Source organism: Ktedonobacterales bacterium, assembly GCA_036557285.1.
Taxonomy (GTDB): domain Bacteria; phylum Chloroflexota; class Ktedonobacteria; order Ktedonobacterales; family DATBGS01; genus DATBHW01.
This window is the reverse complement of record DATBHW010000007.1, coordinates 115,592-142,195: the sequence shown is the minus strand read 5'-3', so window position 1 is coordinate 142,195 and position 26,604 is coordinate 115,592. Positions and strand designations below refer to the sequence as shown.

At 60.6% G+C, this 26,604-nt stretch carries 22 protein-coding genes and 1 tRNA gene; 19 read left to right on the top strand and 4 right to left on the bottom strand.

What is annotated here, in order from left to right; genetic code table 11:
• Nucleotides 1-36 precede the first annotated feature (36 nt).
• From VH599_03310 to VH599_03260, 11 genes are all read left to right on the top strand, one after another.
• On the top strand, nucleotides 37-408 hold the full coding sequence (locus tag VH599_03310) for an NADH-quinone oxidoreductase subunit A (GenBank protein HEY7347323.1): 372 nt from the start codon (nucleotides 37-39) through the stop codon (nucleotides 406-408).
• Entirely contained in the window at nucleotides 399-1,109 is a 711-nt protein-coding gene (locus VH599_03305; protein HEY7347322.1) for an NADH-quinone oxidoreductase subunit C, read from the top strand. Before VH599_03310 ends, VH599_03305 begins: the two co-directional genes overlap by 10 nt.
• A gap of 26 nt (nucleotides 1,110-1,135) precedes the next feature.
• Nucleotides 1,136-2,290 carry an NADH-quinone oxidoreductase subunit D gene (locus tag VH599_03300; GenBank protein HEY7347321.1) on the top strand — a complete coding sequence of 385 codons (1,155 nt, stop codon included), beginning with the start codon at nucleotides 1,136-1,138 and terminating at the stop codon, nucleotides 2,288-2,290.
• Nucleotides 2,287-3,570: an NADH-quinone oxidoreductase subunit NuoH gene (gene nuoH, locus VH599_03295; protein HEY7347320.1), complete on the top strand. Its 1,284-nt coding sequence runs from the start codon at nucleotides 2,287-2,289 to the stop codon at nucleotides 3,568-3,570. Before VH599_03300 ends, nuoH begins: the two co-directional genes overlap by 4 nt.
• A gap of 27 nt (nucleotides 3,571-3,597) precedes the next feature.
• Nucleotides 3,598-4,200 (top strand): SRPBCC family protein, encoded by a 603-nt coding sequence (locus VH599_03290; GenBank protein HEY7347319.1) that lies wholly within the window; start codon nucleotides 3,598-3,600, stop codon nucleotides 4,198-4,200.
• Between the two features lie 5 nt (nucleotides 4,201-4,205).
• Nucleotides 4,206-6,416 carry a hypothetical protein gene (locus VH599_03285; GenBank protein ID HEY7347318.1) on the top strand — a complete coding sequence of 737 codons (2,211 nt, stop codon included), beginning with the start codon at nucleotides 4,206-4,208 and terminating at the stop codon, nucleotides 6,414-6,416.
• On the top strand, nucleotides 6,394-8,193 hold the full coding sequence (locus tag VH599_03280; GenBank protein ID HEY7347317.1) for a helicase-associated domain-containing protein: 1,800 nt from the start codon (nucleotides 6,394-6,396) through the stop codon (nucleotides 8,191-8,193). The genes VH599_03285 and VH599_03280 overlap by 23 nt, the downstream gene beginning before the upstream one ends.
• 461 nt (nucleotides 8,194-8,654) lie before the next feature.
• Complete coding sequence (locus tag VH599_03275; protein HEY7347316.1) at nucleotides 8,655-9,836, top strand: sigma-70 family RNA polymerase sigma factor; 1,182 nt, start codon at nucleotides 8,655-8,657, stop codon at nucleotides 9,834-9,836.
• Nucleotides 9,837-10,211: 375 nt separating this feature from the next.
• On the top strand, nucleotides 10,212-11,186 hold the full coding sequence (locus VH599_03270; GenBank protein HEY7347315.1) for a zinc ribbon domain-containing protein: 975 nt from the start codon (nucleotides 10,212-10,214) through the stop codon (nucleotides 11,184-11,186).
• A 44-nt stretch (nucleotides 11,187-11,230) separates the two neighbouring features.
• Complete coding sequence (locus VH599_03265; GenBank protein ID HEY7347314.1) at nucleotides 11,231-12,040, top strand: hypothetical protein; 810 nt, start codon at nucleotides 11,231-11,233, stop codon at nucleotides 12,038-12,040.
• Nucleotides 12,037-12,258, top strand: a complete 222-nt coding sequence (locus VH599_03260; protein HEY7347313.1) for a hypothetical protein — start codon at nucleotides 12,037-12,039, stop codon at nucleotides 12,256-12,258. Before VH599_03265 ends, VH599_03260 begins: the two co-directional genes overlap by 4 nt.
• Nucleotides 12,259-12,386: 128 nt before the next feature.
• Here VH599_03260 and VH599_03255 read toward each other — a convergent pair whose 3' ends face one another.
• A complete protein-coding gene (locus tag VH599_03255; GenBank protein HEY7347312.1) occupies nucleotides 12,387-13,679 on the bottom strand; it encodes a dihydrolipoamide acetyltransferase family protein in 1,293 nt (430 codons plus the stop codon).
• A gap of 225 nt (nucleotides 13,680-13,904) precedes the next feature.
• Entirely contained in the window at nucleotides 13,905-14,711 is an 807-nt protein-coding gene (locus tag VH599_03250) for an enoyl-CoA hydratase-related protein (GenBank protein ID HEY7347311.1), read from the bottom strand.
• 287 nt (nucleotides 14,712-14,998) lie between these two features.
• Between VH599_03250 and VH599_03245 the strand changes: the two genes are divergently transcribed.
• From VH599_03245 to VH599_03235, 3 genes are all read left to right on the top strand, one after another.
• A tRNA-Arg gene (locus VH599_03245) sits at nucleotides 14,999-15,071 on the top strand.
• Between the two features lie 718 nt (nucleotides 15,072-15,789).
• Nucleotides 15,790-17,496: an ATP-binding protein gene (locus VH599_03240; GenBank protein HEY7347310.1), complete on the top strand. Its 1,707-nt coding sequence runs from the start codon at nucleotides 15,790-15,792 to the stop codon at nucleotides 17,494-17,496.
• A gap of 491 nt (nucleotides 17,497-17,987) precedes the next feature.
• Complete coding sequence (locus tag VH599_03235) at nucleotides 17,988-18,887, top strand: alpha/beta hydrolase (protein HEY7347309.1); 900 nt, start codon at nucleotides 17,988-17,990, stop codon at nucleotides 18,885-18,887.
• Nucleotides 18,888-18,945: 58 nt separating this feature from the next.
• On the opposite strand, the gene VH599_03230 is transcribed toward VH599_03235, so the two are convergent.
• A complete protein-coding gene (locus VH599_03230; GenBank protein HEY7347308.1) occupies nucleotides 18,946-20,349 on the bottom strand; it encodes a pyridoxal-dependent decarboxylase in 1,404 nt (467 codons plus the stop codon).
• Between the two features lie 318 nt (nucleotides 20,350-20,667).
• Nucleotides 20,668-21,315: a CGNR zinc finger domain-containing protein gene (locus VH599_03225; protein ID HEY7347307.1), complete on the bottom strand. Its 648-nt coding sequence runs from the start codon at nucleotides 21,313-21,315 to the stop codon at nucleotides 20,668-20,670.
• A gap of 95 nt (nucleotides 21,316-21,410) precedes the next feature.
• On the opposite strand from VH599_03225, the gene VH599_03220 reads away from it, so the two are divergent.
• From VH599_03220 to VH599_03200, 5 genes are all read left to right on the top strand, one after another.
• Nucleotides 21,411-22,523, top strand: coding sequence for a putative glycolipid-binding domain-containing protein (locus tag VH599_03220; GenBank protein HEY7347306.1), 1,113 nt, complete (start codon nucleotides 21,411-21,413; stop codon nucleotides 22,521-22,523).
• Nucleotides 22,524-22,788: 265 nt separating this feature from the next.
• Nucleotides 22,789-23,118 (top strand): hypothetical protein, encoded by a 330-nt coding sequence (locus VH599_03215; GenBank protein ID HEY7347305.1) that lies wholly within the window; start codon nucleotides 22,789-22,791, stop codon nucleotides 23,116-23,118.
• A gap of 453 nt (nucleotides 23,119-23,571) precedes the next feature.
• On the top strand, nucleotides 23,572-24,636 hold the full coding sequence (locus tag VH599_03210; GenBank protein HEY7347304.1) for an amidohydrolase family protein: 1,065 nt from the start codon (nucleotides 23,572-23,574) through the stop codon (nucleotides 24,634-24,636).
• Nucleotides 24,637-24,762: 126 nt separating this feature from the next.
• The gene (locus tag VH599_03205; GenBank protein ID HEY7347303.1) at nucleotides 24,763-25,554 is read left to right on the top strand and encodes an iron-sulfur cluster assembly protein; all 792 of its coding nucleotides are present in this window, start codon (nucleotides 24,763-24,765) and stop codon (nucleotides 25,552-25,554) included.
• An 11-nt stretch (nucleotides 25,555-25,565) separates the two neighbouring features.
• Complete coding sequence (locus tag VH599_03200; GenBank protein ID HEY7347302.1) at nucleotides 25,566-26,600, top strand: NAD(P)-dependent alcohol dehydrogenase; 1,035 nt, start codon at nucleotides 25,566-25,568, stop codon at nucleotides 26,598-26,600.
• The last annotated feature ends 4 nt before the right edge of the window (nucleotides 26,601-26,604 follow it).

Here is a 26,604-nt window from a genome sequence, read left to right as displayed (position 1 = left end):
GAATGGCACGCCTGAGTGGCCCATCTGGAGGTATCTGTGGCAAATATCGGCTATCTGTATGCGGCCCTCTTCTTTCTCGTCGGGTGCATGCTGGTGGTGGTGGGCCTGACCGCTGCGAAAGTGGTTGGTCGCTTTACTATCAAAAAGCATACAGCCCGCGACAAACACATCATCTACGAATCTGGCGAGACGCCTCTTGGCAGCGCCTGGGTCCAATATCCGCTGGCCTTTTATGTCTTTGCGCTGCTCTTTGTGGCTTTTGATGTGGATATTGTGTTCTTGATCTCCTGGGCGGTGGTGTTCCAGCAGCTCGGCTGGTTTGGGTTTGTCGAGATCACCTTCTTTATCGTTGTGCTGGCGCTGGGGCTGGTCTATGCCTGGCGTAAAGGAGTGGTTCGATGGATTTAACCAGAAGCGCGTCACAGCCTGGGGCATCCTCTGCACGGACGCCGCAGGCTTTCCAGGGCGATCATATCGCTGAACTGACCCGCACGCTGCATGGCCTGGATGGGCTGGTGGGGCATCCGGCGCTGATGGGTGGGGGCGGGGTTGGCATCGAGGTAGATGGCGCCCGTCTGCTACAGGTCAGCCGGGTGCTGCGTGATGAACTGGGCTTTGAGATGTTGACCTCCGTGTCGGGGGTTGATATGCGCGATCACCTGGAGGTGGTCTATCATCTGCGTTCGCTTTCGCGCAACTGGCTGCTGCAAGTGAAGGTGAAGCTGGAGCCAGAGAAGCCCCAGGTTGACAGCCTGGTCGGCGTCTGGACTTCGGCGAACTGGCTGGAGCGCGAAACGTATGACCTTTTCGGGATGGTCTTTGTGGGTCATCCAGACCTGCGCCGCATCCTGCTGGATGACGAGTTTGAGGGCTATCCGCTGCTGAAAAGCTTCCACCCCACGCCAATGACGGTGCATGATCGCGCGACGACCCAGGTCACGCCAGCGGAGGCGCTTTCTGGCGAGGCGCAGCGCGGCGTTGAGCGGGTGGTGTCGAAACGGCTGGGGCAGGGGACGCAGGAGCGCCTGCACCCCGGCACGCCAACCTTTGGCGACGCGCATTATCCTGAACAGCCCGGCGTCCCCGAATCAGAGGGGATCGAAGACTAGGGCATATTTCAGAGGAGCAGATACCTATGGCAATAGATGCAGAAAACCAGCAGCTTGCCCCTGAATATATCGAGGGTCCGGGAGGGCTTCGCTCTGAGGAGATGGTCCTCAACATGGGGCCGCAGCATCCTTCTACGCATGGGGTGCTGCGCCTGGTCTTAACGCTCGATGGCGAAACGGTTGTCCACTGCACGCCCGTGATTGGCTATCTCCATCGCGGCATTGAAAAGATATTGGAAAACCGACCTTATATGGGCGGCATCCGCTATATGGATAATTCGGACTATCTCTCGCCGATGATCAATGAAACGGCCTATGCTGGCGCGGTCGAGCAGTTGATGGGCCTGGAGCCGCCGCGCCGCGCCCAATATATCCGGCTGATGACCAATGAGATGCAGCGCATCGCCAGCCATATGGTCGCCATCGGCACGTATCTGCTGGACCTGGGCGCAATGACCCCTATCCTGTATTGTTTCCGTGACCGCGAAGGTATTCTGGACCTGTTCGAGGCGCTGGGCGGCAGCCGCTTCAATGTCAACTATCTGCGCGTGGGCGGGGTGCTGCACGATTTTCCCAAGGGCTGGCTGAGCAGGCTGGAACAGTGGTGCAATGCGTTTGATCATTCGTTAATAGAATTAGAGAATCTGGTGACGGGCAACGAGATTTTCGAGGCGCGCACGCAGAACGTTGGCTATATTGATCCGCAGCAGGCGATTGCCTATGGCCTGACCGGGCCGAACTTGCGGGCGTCGGGCGTCAATTTCGATCTGCGCGTGGACCGGCCCTATATGGCCTATCGTGAAGTATCGGTGAATCCGGCGGTGCGTCAGGAAGGCGACGCTTTTGCGCGCTTCCGGGTGCGCCTGAATGAGTGCTATGAAAGCCTGCGCCTGGTTCGCGTGGCGATGGATCAACTGCCGGGCGGGCCGATCTCGACGCGCACGCCGATTGCGCTGCGCCCGCCGCGCGGGGAAACCTATTTCGCTGTGGAGAGCAGCAAGGGTGAGCAGGGCATTTATCTGATTAGCGATGGCTCGGAATATCCCTACCGCGCCAAGATTCGCGGCCCTTCGTTTGTGAACCTGCAAATCTTGCCGGAACTGCTGCGCGGCCACAAGATGGGCGATGTGGTGGCGATCCTGGGGAGTATTGATCTGGTTCTTGGCGAGGTGGATCGATGATAACGGATTTTTGGAAAGAAGTAATTCACTTCTTTATTACGTTGGTCTTCACATTGGTCTTTGTGCCGGTAATCCCACTGGTGGGTACGTATCTGGACCGCAAGATTCTTGGCTTGATGCAGGATCGCCTGGGGCCAACCTATGTTGGCCCCTTTGGATCGCTGCAAAGCCTCGTGGATATGGTCAAGCTGCTCTCCAAAGAAGACATTAAAGCCAGCGCGACGGATACGATCATCTTTACGCTGGCGCCGGTGATCTTCCTGGCGCCGATTATCACTACCTTTGTGATCCTGCCGTTTTCCCCCTATATGACGGTCAGCGCGCTGGAAACCGGACTCATTCTGTATGTGGCGCTCAGTTCGCTCGATGTGATTGGCGTCTTCATGGCCGGCTGGGGGTCTAATAACAAGTACGCGCTCATGGGTGGCCTGCGCTCGGCGGCGCAGATGATCTCCTACGAACTGCCGCTGGTGCTGTCGCTGGTTCCGGTGATTATGCTCACCAGCGTGGTGGATAAGAATGGGCTGGGAAGCATCTCGCTCAGCGAGATCATCACTGCTCAGATGCGTCCCTGGTGGCTCTGGTTTGTGCTGATTCAGCCGCTGGGCCTGCTGATCTATTATACCTGCGGATTGGCCGAAACCAACCGCTCGCCATTTGATCTGCCCGAAGCCGAATCGGAACTGGTCGCGGGCTATCTCACCGAGTACAGCGGCCTGCGCTGGGCGATGTTCTTCCTGGGCGAATATGCCAATATGGTTATCGTCTCGGTGATTACGGTTGCGCTGTTCCTGGGCGGCTGGTCTGGTCCGGGCGCCGATCAAGGCTTGTGGGTTGGGCTGCTCGGCGATTTCGGGGGGGCGGTGGTCTTTAACCTCTTTGCCGTCTTCTGGTTCATGGTGAAGCTCTGGACGATGATCTTTATCTTCGTCTGGATTCGCGCCACGCTGCCGCGCCTGCGCGCCGATCAGTTGATGCGGTTTGCCTGGCTGGTCTTGATGCCGATTACCCTGGCGAATATCTTGATCAGCGGATTGGTGCTGCTGGGGGCGCCTGAACTGATGGGCGGGACGATGATGCTCGCCCAGGTTCCGGTCAATGTCTGGATTCTTGGCGCGGTCAACTGGCTGATGTTCTTTGTCTATGTCTTCCTGCTGGGTCGGGCGACGGGTGTGTCCGTGACCGGCAGGACGCCGCGCTGGATGAGACGGCGGGCGGCTGCCAGGGCCAAAGCGCAGTCAGCGACTCAACCGGCGGCGCTGGCCCAGGCCCAAAAATAACGGCGAAAAGGCGACAATGGGAGGGGTATGATGGAAAACGAACGTCGGGCGAGAAAACGAGGTTGGCTTCCGCTGGCGATTGGCGCTGCCGGTCTGGCGACTGGCATCGTGATTGGGGGCGCGCGGGCGGTCAAGGAGATCGAAGTCTCCAGCGAGTGGGAGATTGACGCGCCAGCGGAAGAGGTCTTTGAGATGCTGCTGGATACGCGCAATTACGCCGAATGGTGGCCTGAGATGGCCGGATACACCAATACGGGCGAGCGGTTCATCACTGCCAGCACGATAGCGCAGTGCGCGGCGCGCCTGCCGGTGTCTTTCGTTCCGTTTCTGCCGCCGCTCCATTTTACCCTGCGCTTTCCACAGATTGAGCGCAACCAGCGCGTTCGCGTGCGCCTGACGGGCGATGTCAGCGGCATTGCCGAGTGGGTGATCGTGCCGCAGGGCGAGGGTGTGATTCTCAAGAATAACACCAGGCTGCGGTTGAGGAATCCGCTGCTGAATCTGGCCGCGCTGGCTTTACCAGAGGCTTCCTGGCGAGCCAATCTGGAGGCGATGCTTTTGGAGGTGCGCTCCGGCCTGCGGCGCGCGCTGGAGTTTGCCGAGGCCGAGTTCGCTTTCGCCAGGCGCTGAAGGCTGTGAATGAGTATCTGCCCGCCGCTCTGCTGCATCTGCGCGAGGCGGAGATCGTGCGCCTGTGCGGCCTGGCGCGGGCGGCGCGCGGGCAGGAATACGCGCGGACGGGCCGGGTGCGTCAGGCCGAGCGCGCGGCTGGGACGCTGCGGGGAGCGGTTCTGGAAGGCGAGACGACGAGGGAGGCGCTGGCGCGCTTTGCCGACAGCGGGCTGGACGCCTGGCAATGTTCCTGTAGCCAGCCGCCGCCAGACCTGGCCCTTTCGACCCCCACAGACCGCGCGCCTTGCGAGCATGTGGCCGCGCTCCTCTCTCTGTGGGTGCGCGATCCAGAACAGTTTCGCGCTGCTGCTCTTGCGGCTGAGGCGCCTCCCGCACCCACTTTGGACCGCGCCCCATCCAGCGCGCCAGCCCCGATCCCATCCGCCGCCGCTGCGGCTCCTGCCCCAACATTAGCAGACCTGGAGCATCTGGATCAGGGCGCGCGCCGCTTCTTGAATCTGCTGGCCCTGGCCGACGGCAGCGTGACCAAAGGCGAGGCTCAGCGCCTTTTTGCGCGCCTGGAGTTGGGCGAGCCGGAAGCCGCTTTGTTCACGCTGGAACGATTGCGCCAGCGCGGCTGGGTCCAGCCGGTCTTTGGCGCGGGTTCATCGTCCAGGCAGGCAGCGGAGTCAGGCAGCCCGGCTGGCTGGTCAATCCCTGATGATCTGCTGGCGCTGCTGCCGCGCGTTTTGCCCCTGGCCCCGCTGATAGCTTCCGCTGGGGCAGCAGCGCGGGCAGAGAAGGGGAAGGGAGCAGCGAATGCGCAGAGCGCGTCGGATGCGCAGACGCTGGAGGCGCTGCCGCCAGAAACGGGGCTGCGTGAGCAGCGGGCGGAAGCGGGTTTGCCCGCGCTGCTCTTGCTGATCGCTGCTCAGGCGGTTGATCGCAGCGCGCCAGGATCAGCGTCGGCAGTAAGCCAGAAACCTGCCTCGCGTTCCATCCTTGATCTTGATGCCGCGCTGGCCCGGCAGTGGGCGCAGCCACTGAATACGACGCCGGAACGGGTTCGCTTTGGCCTGGCGCTGCTGCGCCTGCTGGGGGTTCTGCCGCAGACGCCGACGAGTCGCGCCGACGAGCGGGCAGGAGAAACTCTGCTGCGCGCCTATCGTTTGCTGCTTGCCAGACCTGGGGCCGAGGTCTGGCGCGATCTGTTCACGCGGTGGCTGCACGCGCATTCGGCGCGCGAACTGGTCGATCTGCGCGATGCTGGCGTGCGCGTTGGCTGGCTCAGCCAGCGCGAGGCCCGGCGCTCGTCGGATATTGCTGCTGAGAGTCAGGCGGCGCGTGAGTTCATCGTCAATCTGCTGCGCTGGACGCCAGCGGGGCGCTGGTGGAGTTTTAGCTCGCTGGTAGAGTTCGTCTGGCGCTTCCAGCCCGCGTTTTTGCGGGGCCGCCAGCAGACGTTCTTGCGGCCCCAGTGGCGTCTGGAACGCCTGCCAGGGGGTCAGCCGCTTGAGATGGATGTTCGCGCCGAGTGGCGGCAGGCTGAGGGGCGCTATATTGCCCTGCTGATGCGCCGCGCGCTGCACTGGCTGGGAGCGGTGGACCTGGCGCTCGATGAGCAAGGGCGGCTCAAAGGCTTTCGCCTCACGCCCGCTGGCGCGTTCTTGCTGGGCACTGCCGCAAAAGATGATGAGACGCCTGAAGAGGTGGCGGAGATCACTGTTTCTTCGCTGCCCGCCGCGCTTCAATTCGAGGAGGATGGCGCGCTGCTGGCTCCGCTGGCCGCGCTGCGAGCGGATATGCTTGAGATGCTGCTCCGATGGTGCGATCCGGCGGGGGCGACAGGGGAAGCCCTGCGCTTCCGAGCCAGCGGCGCGCGTGTCGCGGCTTCGCTGGATGCCGGGCAAGACCTTGAAGGCTGGCTGGCCTGGCTGGAGCGGCATCCCCCTGGCGCTCGGCTCAACGCGCTGCTGGCCCAACTGCGTCGCTGGGTGGGGCTGTATGGGCAGGCGCGGCTGTATGAATCCGCTGCGCTGCTGGAGGTGGGCGATCCGGCGCTGCTGCGCGAACTGGAGGCGGCCCTGGACCTTTCGAGGCAGTTTATCGATCATTCGCTCGGCGCTGGCCTGGCGATGCTGCGGCCCGATGCCGCCGAGGCGCTGATAGAGGAGATGCAGCGGCGCGGCTATACCCCCTGGATACTCGATCATGAGACTCTTCACGGACCTTGAACTGCTGCGCGCTGCGCCGCCAGGCCACCTGCGCGCCATCGCCGAAACCAGACGCCTCTCGCTGCCGGGAGGCGCCGCAGCGAGGGCGGGCGGCCCGGACCTGGAAGAGATCGCCCGAAGGCTGTTTCACGCGCCTTCGCTGCGCGAGGCGCTGCGTGGGCTGGGGCCGCCGCAGCGGGCTATCCTGCGTGAAATGGCGCGCTGTGGCGGGCAGGCTCCCAACTATGATTTGCGCGCCTATCTGATCGCGGCGGGCCTGATACCCGGCAGCGGGCGCGCCCCAGAGGCGCGCGCCAGCCTCTATGAACTGGCCGTTGGTCGGCTGCTGGGGTCGGGGCTGGTGTTCTGGGGGCGGCTGGACGCGCTTAGCTCGCGCGAATACGCCAGCGGCGCGCACGAAGGGCTGCTGGTTGTTCCGCCGTCGGTCTTGGCTCTGCTGGAGGAATCGGACCTTACGGATGGTGAGATGTCCGCCGCGCTCTGGCAGCCGCGCGCGCCGCGCTCTGGCTCGGCGGATGTGTTGCAGCGCGATCTCTATCTCTATTGGCATGCGGTGCGCGAGCAATCGGCTGGTCTGCCGCTGCTGGCGAATGGGCAGCTTGCTAAAGCGGCGCTGCGCCCCTTGAACGCGGCGCTGAGCGTGAAGACGGAGCTTGAGGGCATCAGGAGCGAGCAAGAAGCGGGACGACTCTTCTTTCTGCGCCTGCTCGCCCAGGCGTTGGGATTGCTGGAGGCGCGCGAAGAGACGTTGCGCGCGGTGGATGCGCCGACGTTTTTCGCGCAATCGGTGGCCGAACGCGCCAGGCGTTCTTTTACGGCCTGGCTTGATGGCGCGTTCTGGAATGAACTCTTGTATCTGCCTGACGTGACGCTGCGTCCACAGCCGCCGGAGACGGCGCACCCTGAGACGCGTCGGGCGCGGCTGGTGGCGCTGAGTTTGCTGGGCGAGGAGGCGCCGGAAGGCTGGGTGAGCCGCATGGCGCTGCTTACGCTGGCCCGTCTGCGCCAGCCTCACCTGTTGTTTCCGCCGCGCGGCAGGGGGCAGGTTGATCGCTACTCTGCCGCCGGGAATCCGTTTGGCCTGGATTTTCGGCCTCGCGGCGGCGCGCTCTCGCGCTCTGATAGCTGGCTGCGCGTTGAGGGCGCGTTTCTGGCGGCGGTGATTGAGGGGCCGCTTTTCTGGCTGGGCGCGGTGGACCTGGACGAAGCTGCCGCCGGGGAGCCGCTGGCCTATCATCTTTCGCCGGTTGGGCTGGCCCTGCTGGGCAAGGGCGCCTGGCCGCAAGCTCTGACCGAGACTGAGAGCGGGCGCCTGGTGATTCAGCCCAACTTCGAGGCGCTGGCGCTTCCTCCGCTGAGCGAATCATTACTGTACTTTTTGGATCAGGTGGCGGAACGTCAATCGCTCGATCAGGCGGCGCTCTATCGCCTGACCCGTGAGCGTTGGCTGAGCGCGCTTCAGCGCGGCGAAAGCGCCGCGAGGTTGATCGAGCGGTTGGAAGACCTGGCGGGGACAGACCTACCGCAGAATATGCGCTATTCGCTGCTGGAATGGGAGCGTCAGGCGCAGCGGGTGCGCCTGTATCGCGGGGTGGCGCTCCTGGAGACGCCGGAGGCCGCCCTGCTGGATGCTTTGCTTGCCGATGCTACTCTGGCCCCGCTGATACTCCGCCGCCTGACGCCCACTGCGGCGCTGATTGATCGTCAACGCCTGCCTTTGCTCTATCAGGCGCTGCTTGAACGCGGCCAGCTTCCCCGAGTGATCCATCCGCTGTGAACCCGCAGACGTATTACTTATGCCAGGGAAAATCCGCTGGAAGTGGTAACGGTTCCTGGCATAGTCTATGCGTGGGTTCGTCGGTACATACTTCAGTTGTTGAAGTAACTTTCCTGATTCTTCTTACGTATTATCTGGTGAAAAGAGATATGGTTGACTGCGTTATTGAGTGGACCCGGTAGTTCTGATTCAGGGAAGGGATGGCCCTCTTCATGCAACTTGCTCCAGAGAATAAAAGGGGAACAAAAGATCAATTAAATACCTTAGATCGTCTCAGGTGATTACCGGATGCTTTGCAAATGCCTGGTTGAGTATACTGGATTCAGACGATACGGATAGTTAACAAAGGCCGTGTAAATGTCTGTCCAGGCATTGGGTGAGACGAGTCAGACGCAGCGTTTCAACTCAATGCGCCTTTGATCTGCTGATTGATCGAAGTCTAGGACATAGGAGGGGCCACCATGCACACACCTGTGCAAAAGACCCGCGAAGAACTGATCTGGGAGGAAGGCGTGGCCGCTGAGCTTCCTAGCGCGCAGGCCACCCCGGAAGCTGACGAGGCCGAAGAGATGGAGACGACTGATCGGATGGCTGCCGAGATGGTCGATCTCTCTGCCTTTGAGGCGCTTAATGTCGCTCTTCCTGCCGAGATGGATTTAGCAGCGTTTCAAGAGGCCCTGGTGAGGGCTGAGATCGCTGACGCGGAACCAGATGAGGCCAGCGACACCGCTGAAGAGTTGCCGGATTTAGACCTGGATGATTCGGCGCTGGAGGCGCTCTATGAAGGCCGCTCCCGGAGGACGTTCCAGGGGGCTGATGGGTCTGAGGATGCCTTTCAGAGTTATCTGCATGATATTCGTGGGCTGTCGTTGATCTCGCATGAAGAAGAACTGCTGCTGGCGAAGCGCGCGGCGGCAGGCGATACGCGCGCCCGGCGGCGACTGGTAGAGGCGAATCTGCGGCTGGTGATCGCTATCGCTCGCCGCTATGTGAACAGCGGTGTACCCTTAATTGATCTGATTCAAGAAGGCAACATGGGCCTGATGCGCGCCGCTGAGAAGTTCGATTATCAGCGCGGCACGCATTTTGGCACCTATGCGACCTGGTGGATTCGCCAGGCAGTGAGCCGCGCGGCGGGCGAGCAATCGCGGCTGATTCACTTACCGGAGCATGTGGCGACGCGGCTGCGCAAGGTCCGCCGGGTGGCAGCGCAGATTTCCCAGGAGAGCGGCCTTGATCCCCTGCCAGAGCAGATTGCTGAGGCGGCGGGCATGCCGCTGGAAGAGGTGGACGATCTGCTGCATGTTACCGAGCAGCCGGTTTCGCTGGATGCCCCGGCGGATACCGAGAACCGCTACTCCCTGGCCGATACTCTGGAGGATCGAGCCTCGCAGGCTCCGGCGGATATTGCCTCGCGGCATCTGGTCGGTGAGGAACTGCATCGCGCGCTGTCTACGCTGACGACGCGCGAGCGCGCGGTGGTGACGCTGCGCTATGGCATCGGGGATGGACGCAGCCGCACGCTGTTGGAGGTGGGGCGCGAACTGAACATCTCGCGCGAGCGTGTGCGCCAGTTAGAAATGGTGGCCTTGATGAAGCTGCGCCACGCCAGCACCGCCTACAAGCTGCGCGAGTGTGTGTGAGCGGCTATGCGTGTTGTGCTTCTCAAGATGGGCTTGAGCGTCCGAGGTTCACCTCGGACGCTTTTTTGTGTCGGCTGCCCTGGCTGCTTTGGGTTCCACCACACATGAGGTGTTGGTAAGCGAGGCGTGTTACTTGTAGCGCCGCCTTCCAGGCGGCCAGCGTTGAGCCGCCTGGAAGGCGGCGCTACAGGTGGCGCCCCCGCTTTTTGGTAGGACCGCTGCTTTGCTGGAAGGTTGTACCTCTGGCAGACCTATGCTACACTACACAAAAGGGCTAGTACTTTGGCTGCGGCCCACCCGTAAGGCTATGAGGGTGGGGAGGTTCCATGAGCGGCGCGCTCGTGCGCAGTGAAGTCGAACCAGGAGGCGAGAAGCATGACAACCTGTTCCTGTGGTTTTGCATTACAGGCCGAGCAGAAGTTTTGCCCCAACTGTGGGGCGCGCATGGCATCGGCTGAGACTCCGACACTCTACCAGCAGTATCAGGCGGCTCCCCCAGGCAGCAGCCCTCCCACCTACACACAGTATTCAGCGTCGCCAGGGACAGGGGATGCAGCCGCGCCCGGCCTTTCGCGCTGTTCGCATTGCGGCGGCGATGTGAATGGGAACGCGCCTTTCTGTATGCACTGTGGCACGCCCCTGATGGCTGCGACGGCGCAGGCGACCCCGACCACCGCGCCCACAAGCTGCCCAAGCTGCGGTTCGGCGCTGAATGCAAATGCGCCCTTCTGCTCGATGTGCGGCGCGCATATTACCGGCCAGGCGGCAGCGTCCCCGGCGGTGGCTGCCTGCCCAAGCTGCGGTCAGGCGACGAATGGGAATACGCCCTTCTGTATGCACTGCGGCGCGCGAATCCAGGGCGCGGGCGCTCCGGCGTCGGCGCTGGCACAGGGCGGGCAGCGCCCCTCGAATTGTACGCAGTGTGGTTATCCCATGCAGGCTGGCGCGGCGTTTTGCACCCACTGCGGCGCGCACTATGGCCCGCCGATGCAGCCAGGGATGCAGCCAGGCATACAACCAGGGATGCAGCCGATGATGGGCATGCCCCAGCAAGTGATGCGCTGCCCCACCTGCACGGGCGCGGTACCAGCCGGGACGGCCTTCTGTACGCAGTGTGGCACAAGCCTGGCTGGCGTGCCAACACCGGCAGGGGTGCAGGGACAGCCAGGCGGCTTCTTCCAGAATCTGATGGGCAGCAACGCCGGGAAGATTGGCCTGGGCGTGGCTGGCGGTATTGCGGCGGCGGTGATTGGCGAGGAGTTGATTCGCGGCCTTGAAGATGGTGGGGACTATGGGTATCACCGCCGTCGCCGGGGTCTGATGGGCGAGATCATAGAAGACATTCTCTAATATATTCTCTAATATCCAGGGGAAAGACAGGAACAGAGGGTGATATGACGGCACAGCTCTGGGCGGTCTTTGCTGCGGCCTTTCTGGCTTCGGCAGTCGAATTCGTTGAGGCTTTTACGATTGTGCTGGTGGTGGGAGTCACCATCAACTGGCGCAGCTCGCTCGCGGGAACTGCGCTGGCGGTGGTGGCGCTGGCGCTGATCGTCGGCGTCTTTGGCGCCGCGCTGGTGCAGTTTGTGCCGATTGAGGCGCTGCGGCTGGTGGTGGGACTGTTCCTGGTGCTTTTTGGCCTCAAGTGGCTGAAGAAAGCGATCCTGCGCTATGCGCGGCTGAAGGCGCTGCACGACGAAGAGGCGATCTATGAGGAGCAGCAAGCCGAACTGCGCGCGAAGGGGCTGGCTCCTGCAAGACGGGTCGATCCCTTCGGGTTGGTGACGGCCTTTAAGAGTGTCCTGCTGGAAGGGCTGGAGGTGGCGTTTATCGTTGTGACCTTCGGGGTGCAGGCCAACAGCCTGAAACCGACAGATGGTATCCAGATCGCGGCGCTGGGCGCGGCGGGGGCGCTGCTGGTGATCGGCGCTCTGGGGGCGCTGGCGCGCGCGCCGTTGCAGCGGGTACCGGAAAACACGCTCAAGTTCGTGGTTGGCATCATGCTTACCAGCTTCGGCACGTTCTGGGGTGGGGAGGGCCTGGGTATCTCGTGGTGGCATGACGATTTGTTTCTGTTGGTTCTGATAGCCTTCTATCTTGCCGCTGCTGGGGCGCTGATTCTCTGGCTGCGCCCGTATGCGCCCCCGCGCAAAGCTTCTCTGGCCGGTGCGGTAGAGCTATCTTCTGAGGAGGCGCTGCGATGAAGCGTCTTAGCAGCGCCCTCAAAGCGACCTATTTCTTCTTTGCTGGCGATGCGATCCTCCTGGCGGCGGTGCTGCTGGCGTTTGGGCTGGCGGCGGTGTTAGGCAAGGCTGCGCAGGCGCCCAACGTGGTGGTTGCCATTCTCTTTATCGCGTTGATCGTTGGCGGGCTGGCGCTGACGCTGGGCCGCGAACTGCGGGGCAGGCAGCGCGGAGACTGATACCCCACTCGGTGGTATCCTTGCTGATACCACCTGTAGCGCCGCCTTCCAGGCGGCCAACGATGGGCCAGCTAGAAGCTGGCGCTACAAGTAGTGGCCCCCTGCTGTTGGTAGAACCCTGGTTGCTTTTAATACACGTTGATTTCGCTGCCGTAGCTTTCGAGGCGGCGCTTGACGATGCCCAGGAAACTCGCCGCGCCCAGGCCGTCGTTGATGCGATGGTCGAACGAGAGGCTGATGAACATCATCGAGCGGATGGCGATGGCGTCATCCTCGATGACGACGGGGCGTTTGACGACGGCATCCATGCTCAGGATGCCCGCGTGCGGCTGGTTGATGATGGGTACCGAGATAATCGTGCCAAAGACGCCAGGGTTGTTGACGGTGAAGGTCGCGCCCTGCATATCTTGTAGGGTCAGCTTATTGGTTCGCGCCCGCGTGGCAAGGTCGCTGACCGCGCGCGCCAGCCCGGCCAGGCTTTTGGTGTCGGCGTCATGGACGACAGGGACCATCAACCCGGCATCGGTGGAGACAGCCACGCCCAGGTGAACGCGCTTTTTCAGGATAATCTGGTCGTTGACCCAGGAGGCGTTCATCGTTGGCACGTCTTTCAGCGCCTCGACAGCAGCCTTCATGACAAAGGCTACAAAGGTGATACTGTAGCCCTCGCGCTGCTTGAACTCGTCTTTGTTGCGCTCGATCCAGCGGGCGATATTGGTCATATCAACTTCGATCATGGTGGTGGCGTGTGGCGAGGTATGTTTGCTGCGCACCATATGCTCGGCAATGGCCCGCCGGATGGGCGAAACCAGCAGTACCTCTTCGTCTGCGGCGGGTGTGTAAGGCGCGGCAGGGGCAGCAGTCACAATGGGCGCTGGGGTGGGCGCAGCGGCTCTGGCTGCTGGGGCTTGCTCGCGCTGGGCCAGGAACGCCAGAATATCTTCTTTGCGCACCCGGCCCCCTTCGCCGGTTCCCGCGACGGCATCAAGATCAAGCTGATGTTCCTGCGCCATTCGTCGGGCCAGGGGCGAGATGCGCTGGCGCTGGCCGTTGACCGCTGCGGGGCGCGGGGCGGGAGCCGAGATCGGCGCTGCTGATCTGGTAGGGCCGAAAGCCGAGGCGCTGGCAGCCGGAGCGGCGGCTGGCTCGCTTATGTTGGCTGGCGCGTCTGCCAGAGTCGTGGCCGTCTCCTCGATCTGCGCGATTTCTGTACCGACTTTGACGGTCTGATCCTGCTGGACAGAGATTTTTAGCAGGCGGCCAGCGAATGGCGAGGGCATTTCCTGGGTGATTTTATCGGTGATGATCTCTACCAGCGGCTCATCGAGTTCAATCGTGTCGCCCTCTTTTTTGAGCCAGCGTCCGACGGTTCCCTCGGCTACTGACTCGCCCAGCTTCGGCATCGTGACCTTCGTTGGCATATGGCACTCCTTTGTGATCGAGATGTGATCGAGACGCTCCCTGGCGCCGACCAGCAGGAGACGGAACAAATAAGACCCACAGCCAGCACACAGCCATTGGGTGTGGCTGTTTCCGCTCGTTTCCGCTATAGGTATCCCCATGCATGAGGATGAGCGCACATACAATCTGCTCGCGCGCTATTCATGCTAGCATGTTGGGGCGGAGCCTGTCAAGAAGCAGCCGAGCTATTTTCCCTGGAAGATTGGTTTGCGTTTTTGCAGGAAGGCCATCATGCCTTCGCGCACATCTTCGGTAGTGAAGCATGTTTTGATGCTGGCGAGTTCCAGTTGCAGCATGGTGCGCAGGTCGAGATCGGGGCTTTGTATGAGCAGGCGCTTGGCGAGCGTCTGGGCAACGGGCGGGCCGCTGGCAAGGTCGGCGGCGTAGCTGGCAACTACTTCCTGAAAGCCCTCCGCAGGCAAGACACGACTGACCAGGCCGATGCGCTCCGCTTCTTCCGCGCTGATGTCGCGGGCGGTGAGAATCAGTTCGGCGGCGCGCGATGCGCCGACCAGACGCGGCAGGAAATAGGCCATGCCGCCATCGGGGACCAGCCCCCGGCGCAGGTAGCCGGTGGTGATGCGTGTTCCCGCTGCCATCAGGCGAATATCGGCGGCCAGCGCCAGCGAAAGGCCCGCCCCTGCCGCTGCGCCGTTGATGGCCGCGATGATGGGTTTATCGCACTGCGTCAGGGTGAGCGCCTGGCGGCCTACCCAGCCCAGTACGTCAAGCCTGGTGTGGCGGTCCTGCCCATCCAGAGGCGCTGATGCGCCGCCATCGCTCAGGTCAAGCCCGGCGCAGAAGCCGCGCCCGGCTCCGGTCAGGACGATCACGCGCACCGTGTCGTCGGTGGAGGCGTCAGCAATAGCCGCCTGAATGGCTTCGGCCAGCGCCGTGTTGAGAGCGTTCAGGCGATCAGGCCGATTGAGGGTAATGGTCCGCACGCCATGCGCGGTGTGGACGAGAAGTTCCTGGCTTTGCGTGATGCTCATAGTGGCTGCTGCTCCTTCTCTGCTCAGCGGAAAGTCTTGGGCGTGTGATCTGCGCTCAGCCGTTGGGATGTCAACTGCTTTGGCTGTCTATGCAGCAGCATAACTGAAAGAACTGCCGGGCGCAAGCGGATGACCGCTGGTAAGGATGTGAGAACCCCTGGCTTGTTGGGTACGCTGATCAAACGATGATTGCCTGGCAAAAAGGCTGCTGGGAAATGCTTGACATTCCAGCGCCAGTGCGGTATGCTTATTAGTGCGCGTGGGAAAGCACGTCGCTTTCAATATTGGTGCCCGTAGCTCAGTGGATAGAGCGTTGGCCTGCGGAGCCAAAGGCCGCTGGTTCGAATCCAGTCGGGCACGCTAAAACCACCGGGATGCTTGAGTGATTCCGGTGGTTTCTTTTGCCCCTGAAAGCTACTGTTGCTGCTGCCATTCTCTGATAACGAGCATGCCGGGAACTTCCTGGCTCTCTTCCAATCCCTGAGCCATTCGTAACACTGGCAACCAAGCTGAACGTGGCTTAATAGCCGCAATCATCTTGTGTTCCAAATCGTAATATAGGCCGCCAGCTTCCAAGAGTAGGATAACCATCTCACGCCGCTCTTCTGGTGTGGCAATCTCCCATAAGGCTGCTATTCCTGGTAAGCGTTCGCCAGCATCCAGAATGGCTTCCAGGCTCAGTCCTTCAGGAGTCGGAAGACTGAGCCGGGTTAGCGCACCATGTCGATAGCGCGACACCCTGGCAAAGCTTTACAAGACCCACTTTCTACGTATCTTCATGCACCAATACAGGCTGGGCCAGCGCTGGGAACCGCTGCGTTCTCATAGGACAGCAGGTTTCATCCAACGAGCAGCGCGCTGCGAACCAGGCGATGCGATGCCCTTCTACACCCCCTGTCGTCTTGTCATGGCTGGGTCCATTGTGGTAGAATCTTGTGCAACTCAATAGTCGTTCGGTACGGATTGGCTTCCTGCTCTGCACCTTCCTTCCCTGCTCGCTTCTCCCTTGTAACGCTTCCCGGTTGATTCCACGCCCTCACGAGCAAACTCCCAAGCAACACTGTGAATGGAGGTCTTTTTGAGCGCCCACCCAGAGCACCCAGCCAGGAACCCCGCTCTTGACGTTCGCGCGCAGGCGCCTCCACCAGCGTCTGCTCCCCTGCGGCGACTGCCCTCCCACAACCTGAGAGCCATCCTGGCTCCCTGGACCTGGCTTCAGACCCACACCTTTGCTCCCCTGTGGCTGCCAGCACGCTGGCGCCATCCCCTGGTTGGCTATCTGCTGGCTGTCCTGATCGAACTGCTAGCCGTCATCCTGACACTCCAGTTGGACCATCTGCTGCCTGCCTTTGCAGTGCAAGGTACGCTGACTATCTTGGGGATCGTGGTGGTCGCCCTCACCTGGGGAGCCGGTCCAAGCCTGCTGGCCGTCCTGGTGGGTACGGCGCTGCTGAAGTGTGTGGTGGTGCCCGCGTATATGCCCGGGATGCTGAATGGCCCCGTCGATGGGCTCTGTGTCGCCGTGGGTCTGGTGACGGCCAGCACGATCAGCCTGATCGCCAGCCAGAGCGCCTGGGCACGTCGGCAGGCGCAGTACCAGTCCCAGCAACTCGCCGAGGCGCACGCCACCAGTACCCTGGAATCCCAGCGTCTCCGTACCGTCCTCGAGGTTCTCCCCTCGGCGGTGGTCATTGCGGATGCCCACGGCCAACTGCTGGAAGCTAATGCAGCCTTAAAGGCGCTCTGGGGCCAGGAGGCGCCACTCCTGCACGATACCTCCGAGTATGGCGTGTATAAAGGCTGGTGGCCTGAGAGCGGCAAACGGATTGCGGCTGAGGAGTGGGCTATGGCCCGCGCGTTACAGACTGGGGAGGTGTGTCCTGGCGAGGAAGTGGAGATCGAAACCTTTGCGGGGCAGCGCAAAACGATTCTCAACGCTGCCGCGCCGATCTATAATGAGGCGGGCGCGATTGTCGGCGGCGTCGTCGCGGAGATGGACATTACGGAGCGCAAGCAGTTGGAGGACGCGCTGCGCCAGGCCAATGCACAGATGGATACCTTCCTGGGCATGGCGGCCCACGAACTCAAAACCCCGTTGACCAGCCTGATACTCGGCTTGCAATTGGCCGAGCGGCGCATCCAGCAGGCGGTCCAGCGCGAGGAAACCCTCGCAGCGACGGCGCCATTGCTGGCCCAGGTGGTGGGTGCTGAGCGTCAAGCCGAGCGGTTGAACCGCCTGGTGAACGATCTGGTCGATGTGTCGCGCATCCAGGCAGGCAAACTAGAACTGCACCCGGAGCCTGCTAATCTGGTTGCCATCATCTGCGCGGCGGTCGAGGAGCAGCGTCAGGCCGCTCCAGCACGGACGCTCGCGGTGCAGGGTGCAACTGATCAGTGTGTCCCCGTCACAGCCGATGCGGACCGCATCGGGCAGGTGGTGACCAACTACCTGACCAATGCCCTCAAATACTCGCCAGAAGATCGACCCATCGCGGTGGGCATCACGCTGGACAGGCAGACGGCGCGGGTCTGGGTGCGCGATGCAGGGCCGGGGCTGCCACCTGAAGAACAGAAAGCCATTTGGGAACGGTTCCATCGGGCCAAGGGGGTCGAGGCCCAGAGTGGCAGTGGCATTGGGCTGGGCTTGGGCCTGCATATTTGCCGGACGATCATCGAGTGGCATCAGGGGCAGGTTGGGGTCGAAAGCGCTCCAGGAACGGGTTCCACGTTCTGGTTCAGCTTGCCCCTCGAAGGCCCAGAACCACCAGACTGCATGAGACGATGAACGGTGAAGCCTGAGGCTCTTCCACGCGTCAGGCAAGCTCAAAAGTGGACTCATTCCTGCCGATGATGGCTTGCCCAGGCGTTTGCCAGCACGCTGTTTTGCTGTTTACCTGCGTATAAGCAAAGTGGCGCCAGACCCTGTTTGAGATTCAAAGAAAGCCATACCGACAGGGTGCGAAGCCACCGATATATGGCGCATCTCACTTGCAACCCCAGCAAGCATATCTATCTGGTACGTGGCTGATTCCTGGTGCATTTTCAGGGTGACGGGCCATTTCCTTTCTGCGCAGCGAGAATACGACCGGAGGCGAGGCTGCTTCAGAGGTACCTGCTCCACCGTGCCGCATGCTCGCTGCACCTGGCGCTGGGGATCCTCCCCCTGTGAGTCGGCTTGGTGCAACCACCCGCGTCACACGCCTCTCCGCCGATTGACAGCCCCTGTATACTCGTCGCAGCAGATCGTTGACCGGGTGATCGAAGCTGGGAGGAGCCATGCAGCACCCCGACGCCGTCTTGAAAACAGAGCAGACGATGCCACTCCCTGATGGCCGCACGCTCGGCTTTGCCGAGTACGGCAGCGTGGAGGGCCAGGTTCTCGTCTATTGCCACGGCTATCCAGGCTCGCGCCTCGAGGCGGCAGTCCTCTCCGCACACGCTGCCCAGGCGCAGGTCCGCGTCATTAGTCTTGATCGACCGGGCTACGGGCGTTCCAGCTTCCAGGAGCGCCGCTCATTGTTCGATTGGCCCGCTGATCTCGTCGCGCTGACCGAGCGCCTGGGCATCGACCGCTTCGCGGTGTTGGGCATCTCTGGCGGCGCGCCCTATGCGCTCGCCTGTGCGGCTCAGCTTCCCGAGCGGCTGATCTCCTGCGGCATCGTTTCGGGCATCGGGCCGCTGCCGTTGGGCACCGCCGGGATGAGTCGGCAAAATCGCCTCGTCCTGTTCCTGGCCCATCGATCTCCCTGGTTGCTCACACCCCTCCTCAGCGGGACGGCGCGCTCGTTCCGCGACGAAGAGCGCGCCAGAAAGGCCGTCACGAAGGCGATGCGGCGCATGGTGAAGCCGGACCGCGAGGCTCTCCTGGCCCCTGGGATGGTCGAGGGGCTGGCCGCCTCCGCCCGAGAGACCTATCACCAGGGAGTGCGGGGAGCCGTCTACGAGGGCCGGCTGTACGGACGCGACTGGGGATTCAGGCTCGAGGACCTGGCCTTCCGGCCGCTCTTCCTCTGGCATGGGGTCCGCGATACCAACGTGCCGATTGGGATGGCGCGCGCCATGGCGGGAAAGCTCGCCGGGTGCACAGCGACCTCCTACCCGGAGGAGGGCCATTTCTCTACGCTGCTGAACCACCAGTCGGAGGTTTTTTCGGCTCTGTTCCCTCCGGTGTGTTGAAACATCTGTGTATCAAGAGTGATCATCACCTTTGGCAAGCTGGCGTTTGTTTTTTTCCCTACTTCAGAACCCGTTCGACCGCCGCGATGGCGCGTGCCACGTCTTGTTCGTTCGTTTGCCAGTTGCAGACCGAGACCCGCATACAGCGTTGTCCACGCCAGGTTGTCCCGCTGAAGAAGGCTTCGCCCGTCTCGGCAATCCGGGCGATCACGGCGTCGGTACGCTGGTCGTGATGCGCCTCTTTGGCATCAGGTCTGCTCTCCAGGAAACGGACCAACCCCTGATTGATCTGCGGTGTCCAGACGACTTCGGCGCCAGGCAATCTCCCGATCTCTGTGACCAGCGTCTGGGTGTGATGGCAACAGCGTTCAATCAGAGCAGCAATCCCCTCCCTTCCTAGTTGTCGTAGGGCAGCATATGTCGCTACCCCGCGCCCGCGCCGCGACCATTCAGGATTCCATTCGCTTGGATCACGAGCCGCTTCCGTATGCACGATGTAGCTTGCCCGCTGAGACAGCGCAGTGCGGTGCGCTTCCGGGTGGGCGACAAAGGCATAGCCACAGTCATAGGGAGTGTTGAGCCATTTATGTCCATCCGCTCCCCAGGAGTCCGCCTGTTCTACCCCCTGGAGGAGATGACGGTAGGCGGGCGAGGCTTGCACCCAGAGTCCAAAGGCGCCATCAATGTGGACCCAGGCATTGAAGTGGTGGGCTAGTGGAATGAGGTCGGCAAAGGGATCATACGCGCCGATATTGAGATCGCCTGCCTGGAGCACGATAATAGTGGAGGCGTCCGGCTGCTCGGTAAGCGCCTGGCTCAGCGTGGTGGGGAGTAGGCGTCCGCGTTCATCGACGGGCAACTCAAGCAGGGACTGTGTCCCCAGACCTAACAAGCGCACCGCTCGCTCCAGCGACTTGTGATGTTCGGTACTGGTTAGTACGCGCAGACGCGGTGCGCCTGCAAGTCCGTGACGTTCCACATCCCAGCCACGTTTCGTCAGCAACGCGTGACGCGCCGCCGCAAGACAGGTCACATGTGCCATCTGCGACCCGGAGACTAGCGCAAAACTTGCTCCCGGTGGCAGCCCCAAGACCTCTTTCAGCCAGGTGCCGCAGACTTCTTCGATCACGGCTATGGCTGGGCCGCCGGTAGAGCGGGCCGCATTCTGATCCCAAGTCGCCGTGAGCCAATCGGCGGCAAGAGCGGCGGGAAGCGCGCCGCCAATGACCCACCCGAAAAAGCGCCCGCCCGCGCTGCCGACGATGCCACCAGCCACATCAGCGACCAGTTCGTCAATGACCTGGGCAGCCTCTCTCCCGGCATTCGGGAGCCGCCGCCCCAACCGTTGACGCAGTTCAGCCAGCGAAGTTGTCGCGCCAACCGGTGTCTGCTCAAGCTGCTCAAGATACGTCAGCGCGTGGGTCAAGGTCTGTTCCAGCACCTCGCGGAAGGGTGATGTCATCGTCTCTGCTCCATTCATAAGGTTGCTGCTTCATGATGCCCTCGTAGTGAGGCCGAGCGCGATAGGCCCGGCGCGAGTAGGAACCCTCTCCGCTGCCGATCACCTGGCGACTGGACAAGGGGGTGAAAATGCCGTAACATATCAGAAATATCTGATGTATCTAATATATCATGGCGTGCTGATGTCTTTCAATAGATCAGGAGAGGTGATGCCTGAGAGCGATCCACTCTTTACGGGATGCGTCGGTGGGCCAGTTGGTTGAGTCACTCACCGTGGTGGCTGGGATGGTCCCGGCCAGGCTCTGGAAATCACCCCAACTCATTGCTGCCCGCACCTGCTACGCTCACCTTGCGGGCCGCTATAATGTGGCTCTGTTTGATGCCTTGCTGTGGATACTCTCGCTTTTTGTCGTTCGCGAAAGCTTCGGACCTTGGAGATCGAACCACAGGATCGCCCCTGTGGCCCCGAAGCGGTCATGAGGCACCAGACCTTATTCTTATTTTTGGTGTGATCGTAAAAGACCCATTGACAGTCCGGGCATGCCTTCAGCCGCATCCAGGTGGAGCGCGAGATCGCTTCCACGACCAGCGCCAGCACCTCGGCGCACAATCTGCATCCCTGAACCCTTGCAGGTCTGTACGAGAGGATCGGCATTCCCTCTGCACCGGATGAGAGCATCGCTTCGACCGGCTGCCTGGCTAGCCACTCGCTCAGAATCAGCACATCGCTTGTCCCCAGGATGCTCCGCAGATCCGCGCGCAGCTTCTGCACCAGTTGGGGCACAATGAAGACCCCTGAGTCCCCACCCGAATCCCCAAACCAGGTGGAGTAAAAACGCTGCATGGCCTCAAGCGAGGCGAGTTCATCGGTTGGTTCGCGGGTGTCGTTCGGAATCCGCCAGGTATTGAGAAAGGTGCGCACCACCTCCAACGTTCCTGGGGCCACTTGACTGTCTTCGGTTCTCATGTTAACCGCCTAAATGATTTTGCTCTTGACATGTTTGTTTAGCTCATGTTACTATCATATCATGATTGCTGGTTAACAACAATGGAGGTATTTCGATGGAATCTCATGTCTGGTGGACCCCTCTAGAACTGCCCGGCCTGGAGCAGTTACACCTGGTGGAAAACGACACGGGTATTGTCGCCGACAGTCTCGTGCTTGGCATTGAGGACACTACCCCCTTTCGCCTTTGGTATCAGGTATGGGTGGATCGCGGCTGGAACGTTCGGGAATGTCTCCTTAAGGTTGACGGAGAGCAAGGCCGGACTGTGCATCTGTCTACTGATGGTCAGGGGCACTGGACAGATGCCGCAGGCGTTGCCTGCTCAGCCCTGGATGGCTGCCTGGATATTGATATTTCCTGCACCCCCTTTACCAACACGCTTCCCCTTCGCCGCCTGGCGCTCGCACCTGGCGAGGGCAGGGATCTTCTGGTCGTCTATTTTACCGTTCCAGATCTTTCCGTCCGCCCGGTTCGGCAGCGGTATACCTGCCTTTCCCGCACAGCTTCTGGCGGGATCTACCGCTACGAAGGTGTGGAGAGCAATTTTACCGCTGATCTGCCGGTTGATGCCCAGGGACTGGTCTTGGACTATCCAGGCATCTGGAAGCGGGTGGAGATGAGGCTGCCTGGGGATGGCATTCCCTCTCAGCCAGGGACAGTCCTGGAAGGGCTGCTTGCCTCTGGGCCGCATCCCGAATTGGCCGACAAACTCCAGCTCTTTGGACAGTTTGTCGGCGATTGGGATGTCGATTGGACAGGTTATCAGCCCGAAGGCGTGGTCGGCCAAACAGGAAAAGGTGAGATGCATTTCGCCTGGGTGCTGGATGGCCGGGCTATCCAGGATGTCTGGATCTTCCCAACACGAGAAAACCTGCGTCGCGGCCAGCCCATAGTGGAATGGGGTTCCACGCTGCGCTTCTATGATCCGAGCATAGATGCATGGAAAATCTCCTGGCATGGGCCAGTCAACCAGGTGGTACGAACTCTTACCGCCCGGCCTGTTGGAGACGAGATCTGGATCGAGGGACCAAATCTCAAAGGGCAGCCGCTGCGCTGGATCTTTTCGCAGATCACAAGCCGCTCCTTTCATTGGAGCAACTTTGTTTCTGAGGACGATGGGCAGACCTGGCGCATGCAAGAGGAATTGGAAGCTCAGCGGGTGGGATAGCAGGCAGAACAGGATCAGGGAAGGATCCCCATAGCAAGAACGCAAACACGTTCGAGAGCTTCCAGATCGCTCCTGACTCGCTGATGGTATTGAAAGCGGCGGGCGATCAGCGTATCATTAAAAAAGAGGATGTGACTAGCAACTGGGTACGACCTGCTGCTGGTATTGAAAGCACACCCGGCTGTCGCACCAGAAGTGCCAACGGTCGCGTTTGGGCAGAGCAGGAATGTTTCGGTGCTTTCCAGGAAAGGCCAAAGGGCAACCAATGTCTGTCGCAAAAAATTATAGCATCCATGACCTGAAGACAGGCCAGGTGGTAGCGTTTATGGGCGCAGATGGCACACTCTCTGAGGAGGGCGATCCACACGCCGTAGCGCAGTTGAAGGAGCTTTTGCAGCGGGAACTTGTCGTGCGAGAGCGACAGTTCGCCTTCGGGGCGGAGGATGACGACGAGGGGTATGAGATCTTCCCTGAGGGGAGTATGTGCTATTTTGGGCTGATCACGCTTCGTCCGAGTGACCCTGAATATCTGACGGCCTTTCTCAGTTGTCTGCCCGCCATCAGCACATACGAAGCCCGCGCCATTCGGGAGTGACTCAAGGCGGTTGCTAGTGTGCTTAATCGCTCGCTTGATAACAGGGCGACGCCTCTTCGTGCCTCTTGGAGCGCCGTCCGAGGGCGTATGTGCCAATCTGTTAACGTCTGTATGCTGCGAAAATGGTGTCTGCCCCTTTGAGGTCGGGAGGGAATCGAAACGGGAAGGGCTGCGATTTCCGTATCATCCGACCACTACAAAACCTGCTATCCTTATGGTATACTTGCTCACGAAGTTCCTTGATCTGGTTTCATCGCATCCTGCTTTATGTCCCTCTTAATCCATTCCTCTTAGTTCGTCACGTACATTTCTCCGTTACGTACCCACGCCACAGGGAAGATGGCCCGTTTCTCACCAACGATGATGGGTCTTCTTGGTGTTTGCGTACTCGTTCTGCGATCAGGTGCAGTCCTTTGAGCAGCAAGCTAGGCAGGAACAGGAGGTACACCGGATATGTATCGAACCGACAATGGAGACGGGGTATTTGTCATTGACGCGCACTCCCATCTTTGGGATGCCAGCCCCGAAAACCAGGCCAACAAATATGGCCGGGGCTGGATTGATTGCTTCTATGCCTATCACAAAAACCTTTCTCCTCCCGAATATGTCTGGACTCTGGAGCATTATGAGAAGTACTCTCCAGATGACATGGTACACGACCAGTTCGTCAAAGGCTACGTTGATCTTGCCGTTCTCCAGCCCACCTATTTGACCGACTTCTACAAAAATGGCTTCAACACGATTGAGCAGAACAGCGTGATGAAAAAAGCTTACCCCGACCGGTATATCCTCAACGGGGCCTTTGATCCACGCGAGGGTGAGGCTGGATTAGACTACTTGCGCCGCCAAAAGGGGGAATGGGATATCAAAGGGGTCAAGCTGTACACCGCAGAGTGGCGAGGTGGTTCCAAGGGCTACAAACTCTCTGATCCTGAGTCGTATCGCTTCCTGGCTGAGTGTGTCAAGCTTGGTATTACCAATATCCACGTACACAAAGGGCCAACGATTTACCCGCTGAACCGCGACGCCTTTGATGTGGCCGATGTGGATGATGCGGCTTCTGAGTTCACTGACCTGAACTTCATCGTTGAGCACTGCGGGCTGCCGCGCCTTGAGGATTTCTGCTGGATTGCCACGCAGGAAAGCAATGTCTATGCTGGCCTGGCGGTGGTCCTTCCTTTCATACATCCTCGTCCACGCTACTTCGCCGAAGTGATGGCGAACCTCCTCTTCTGGATCGGGCCAGATAAAATCCTCTTCGGGAGTGACTACGCGATCTGGGAGCCAAAGTGGCTCATCGAGAAGTTTATGGCTTTCCAGATTCCAGAGGATCTCCAGGCTGAGTTTAATGTGAAGATGGACCTGGAAACCAGGCGCAAGATTCTCGGCCTCAATGCCGCGCGTCTCTACAATATTGATGTGGATGCTGCCGGGGCCAGGATCAAGGATGATTCATTGTCGAAACAAGCTGTCGCACTGCACAGCACCCCCGGTCGCTCGACAGGCTCTCACGGGTAGACCCTTGATCTCGCCGTTGCAGTGCAGCTAGCCTTACCGCAGCGCCTCTGGGATGGCTCTGTGGGATGCTGGCGGCACTGCTGCGGATGATGGGCAGGAGACCAATCATACTAGGGGAGCAGTTTCATGATCGCCACCGAAGCTTCCTCCTCCTCAGAGATCACTGAGGACAGCATCTACCAGGCCATTGCAGACGTTCTAGACCCCGAACTAGATGAGCCACTGGTCAACCTCGGTTTCATTGACCGCGTGGAGGTAACAGGGTCGGATGTCTCGATTACCTTTAAACTCCCAACCTACTGGTGCGCGCCAAACTTCGCCTATTTGATGGCGGCAGACCTGCGCAAACGGGCCAGCAGCGTCACGGGAGTGCGCAATGTCCGCGTTGTCCTGCTTGACCACTGTGCAGAAGACGAAGTGACCAGTGGTGTCAATCAGGGCCAATCATTCTCCGAGGCATTTCCGGGCGAGGGATCTGAGGACGAACATCTGGAAGAGTTGAGGCGCGTCTTCTTACGCAAGGGCTTTCTTATGCGCCAGGATACCCTGTTGCGCCAGATGATGAAGCTGGGGCTGGATGAGGCCACGATTGCAGCCTTGCGTGTGGAAGACATGCGCGTTGATGAACCGATGAATGCGGCGTTTGTCACTGCCGGTGGACGTGAGTATTGTTTAGAGCGCGCCGGGCGCAGCGGCAGCATCTACCAGCAGCGCCGGGTCGCGCTTGGCCTGCCTCACGCGCCGGGTGATCCCCTGATGATTGATGACCAGGGGAAGCCACTGCAAACAGGGGAATTGCCCCAGTTTCTGCGGCGTTCGCGCTCTGTTCGCATGAATATCGTGCTGAATACATCGTTGTGCAAGGGCTTGTTCCAAACCCGTTATGGGGGAAGCAGCGCGCCAGATGATGACGAATAAGGAGGGCTTGTATGCAGGCGGTTCGTTTACATCAGTATGAACAGATGCCGGTCATCGAAGAAGTGGCCGAGCCAAAGATAACAGGCGCCTTTGATGTGATCGTGCGCATCGGCGGCGCAGGCTTGTGCCGCACAGACTTGCATATCATCGAAGGGCAGTGGGCTGAAAAATCCGGTGTGACTTTACCCTATATCCTGGGTCATGAAAATGCTGGCTGGGTCCATGCAGTTGGCTCAGCCGTGAGCAATGTGGCCGTTGGTGATACGGTGATCGTCCACCCGCTCGTGTCCTGTGGCCTCTGCCGCGCCTGTCGCGCGGGCAATGATATGCACTGCGTCAATGCCAGTTTTCCAGGCATTTCTGTTGACGGTGGTATGGCCCATTTCTTGAAAACCAATGCACGGGCCGTCGTCAAGTTGAATCCAACGCTCCAGCCGAAGGATATTGCCGCCCTGGCTGATGCTGGTCTCACTGCTTATCACGCGGTGAAGAAGGCTTCTGCGCTCCTTTATCCTGGTACGAAGGTCGTCGTCATTGGCGCTGGTGGCCTGGGCCATATTGGTATCCAGTGCCTCAAAGCACTGACACCAGCAGAGATCATTGTGCTTGATCGCTCCTCTGCTGCGCTGGCGCTGACGAAAAGCTGGGGAGCCGATTATCAGGTACTCGCTGATGGCAGCCACGTCGCAAAGGTCAAAGAGATCACCGGCGGCCAGGGGGCCGAAGCGGTGATCGACTTCGTAGGCGAACAAGGCGCAGAACAGGATGCCGTCCAAATGCTCCGGCGTGCTGGATCGCATTTCATCATTGGGTATGGGGGGACGTTACGGGTTCCCACCATTGACATCATCTCCACCGAGATCAACTTTATTGGCAACCTTGTTGGCTCCTATAATGATCTTGATGAGTTGATGACGCTGACGGCTCAAGGCAAGGTTACTTTGCATACAGCCGTGTATCCACTCGATGCCGCGCTCGATGCGATTCACGCCCTCGATACTGGAAACCTCCGTGGGCGCGGAATCCTCGTGCCATCAGGAGCCTGATGAG

Excerpts from the sequence above, each read along its gene's own strand:
- VH599_03305 (HEY7347322.1), top strand. The coding sequence starts at position 399 with ATGGATTTAACCAGAAGCGCGTCACAGCCTGGGGCATCCTCTGCACGG.
- VH599_03300 (HEY7347321.1), top strand. The coding sequence starts at position 1,136 with ATGGCAATAGATGCAGAAAACCAGCAGCTTGCCCCTGAATATATCGAG.
- nuoH (HEY7347320.1), top strand. The coding sequence starts at position 2,287 with ATGATAACGGATTTTTGGAAAGAAGTAATTCACTTCTTTATTACGTTG.
- VH599_03290 (HEY7347319.1), top strand. The coding sequence starts at position 3,598 with ATGATGGAAAACGAACGTCGGGCGAGAAAACGAGGTTGGCTTCCGCTG.
- VH599_03280 (HEY7347317.1), top strand. The coding sequence starts at position 6,394 with ATGAGACTCTTCACGGACCTTGAACTGCTGCGCGCTGCGCCGCCAGGC.
- VH599_03275 (HEY7347316.1), top strand. The coding sequence starts at position 8,655 with ATGCACACACCTGTGCAAAAGACCCGCGAAGAACTGATCTGGGAGGAA.
- VH599_03270 (HEY7347315.1), top strand. The coding sequence starts at position 10,212 with ATGACAACCTGTTCCTGTGGTTTTGCATTACAGGCCGAGCAGAAGTTT.
- VH599_03265 (HEY7347314.1), top strand. The coding sequence starts at position 11,231 with ATGACGGCACAGCTCTGGGCGGTCTTTGCTGCGGCCTTTCTGGCTTCG.
- VH599_03260 (HEY7347313.1), top strand. The coding sequence starts at position 12,037 with ATGAAGCGTCTTAGCAGCGCCCTCAAAGCGACCTATTTCTTCTTTGCT.
- VH599_03255 (HEY7347312.1), bottom strand. The coding sequence starts at position 13,679 with ATGCCAACGAAGGTCACGATGCCGAAGCTGGGCGAGTCAGTAGCCGAG.
- VH599_03250 (HEY7347311.1), bottom strand. The coding sequence starts at position 14,711 with ATGAGCATCACGCAAAGCCAGGAACTTCTCGTCCACACCGCGCATGGC.
- VH599_03235 (HEY7347309.1), top strand. The coding sequence starts at position 17,988 with ATGCAGCACCCCGACGCCGTCTTGAAAACAGAGCAGACGATGCCACTC.
- VH599_03230 (HEY7347308.1), bottom strand. The coding sequence starts at position 20,349 with ATGACATCACCCTTCCGCGAGGTGCTGGAACAGACCTTGACCCACGCG.
- VH599_03225 (HEY7347307.1), bottom strand. The coding sequence starts at position 21,315 with ATGAGAACCGAAGACAGTCAAGTGGCCCCAGGAACGTTGGAGGTGGTG.
- VH599_03220 (HEY7347306.1), top strand. The coding sequence starts at position 21,411 with ATGGAATCTCATGTCTGGTGGACCCCTCTAGAACTGCCCGGCCTGGAG.
- VH599_03215 (HEY7347305.1), top strand. The coding sequence starts at position 22,789 with ATGTCTGTCGCAAAAAATTATAGCATCCATGACCTGAAGACAGGCCAG.
- VH599_03210 (HEY7347304.1), top strand. The coding sequence starts at position 23,572 with ATGTATCGAACCGACAATGGAGACGGGGTATTTGTCATTGACGCGCAC.
- VH599_03205 (HEY7347303.1), top strand. The coding sequence starts at position 24,763 with ATGATCGCCACCGAAGCTTCCTCCTCCTCAGAGATCACTGAGGACAGC.
- VH599_03200 (HEY7347302.1), top strand. The coding sequence starts at position 25,566 with ATGCAGGCGGTTCGTTTACATCAGTATGAACAGATGCCGGTCATCGAA.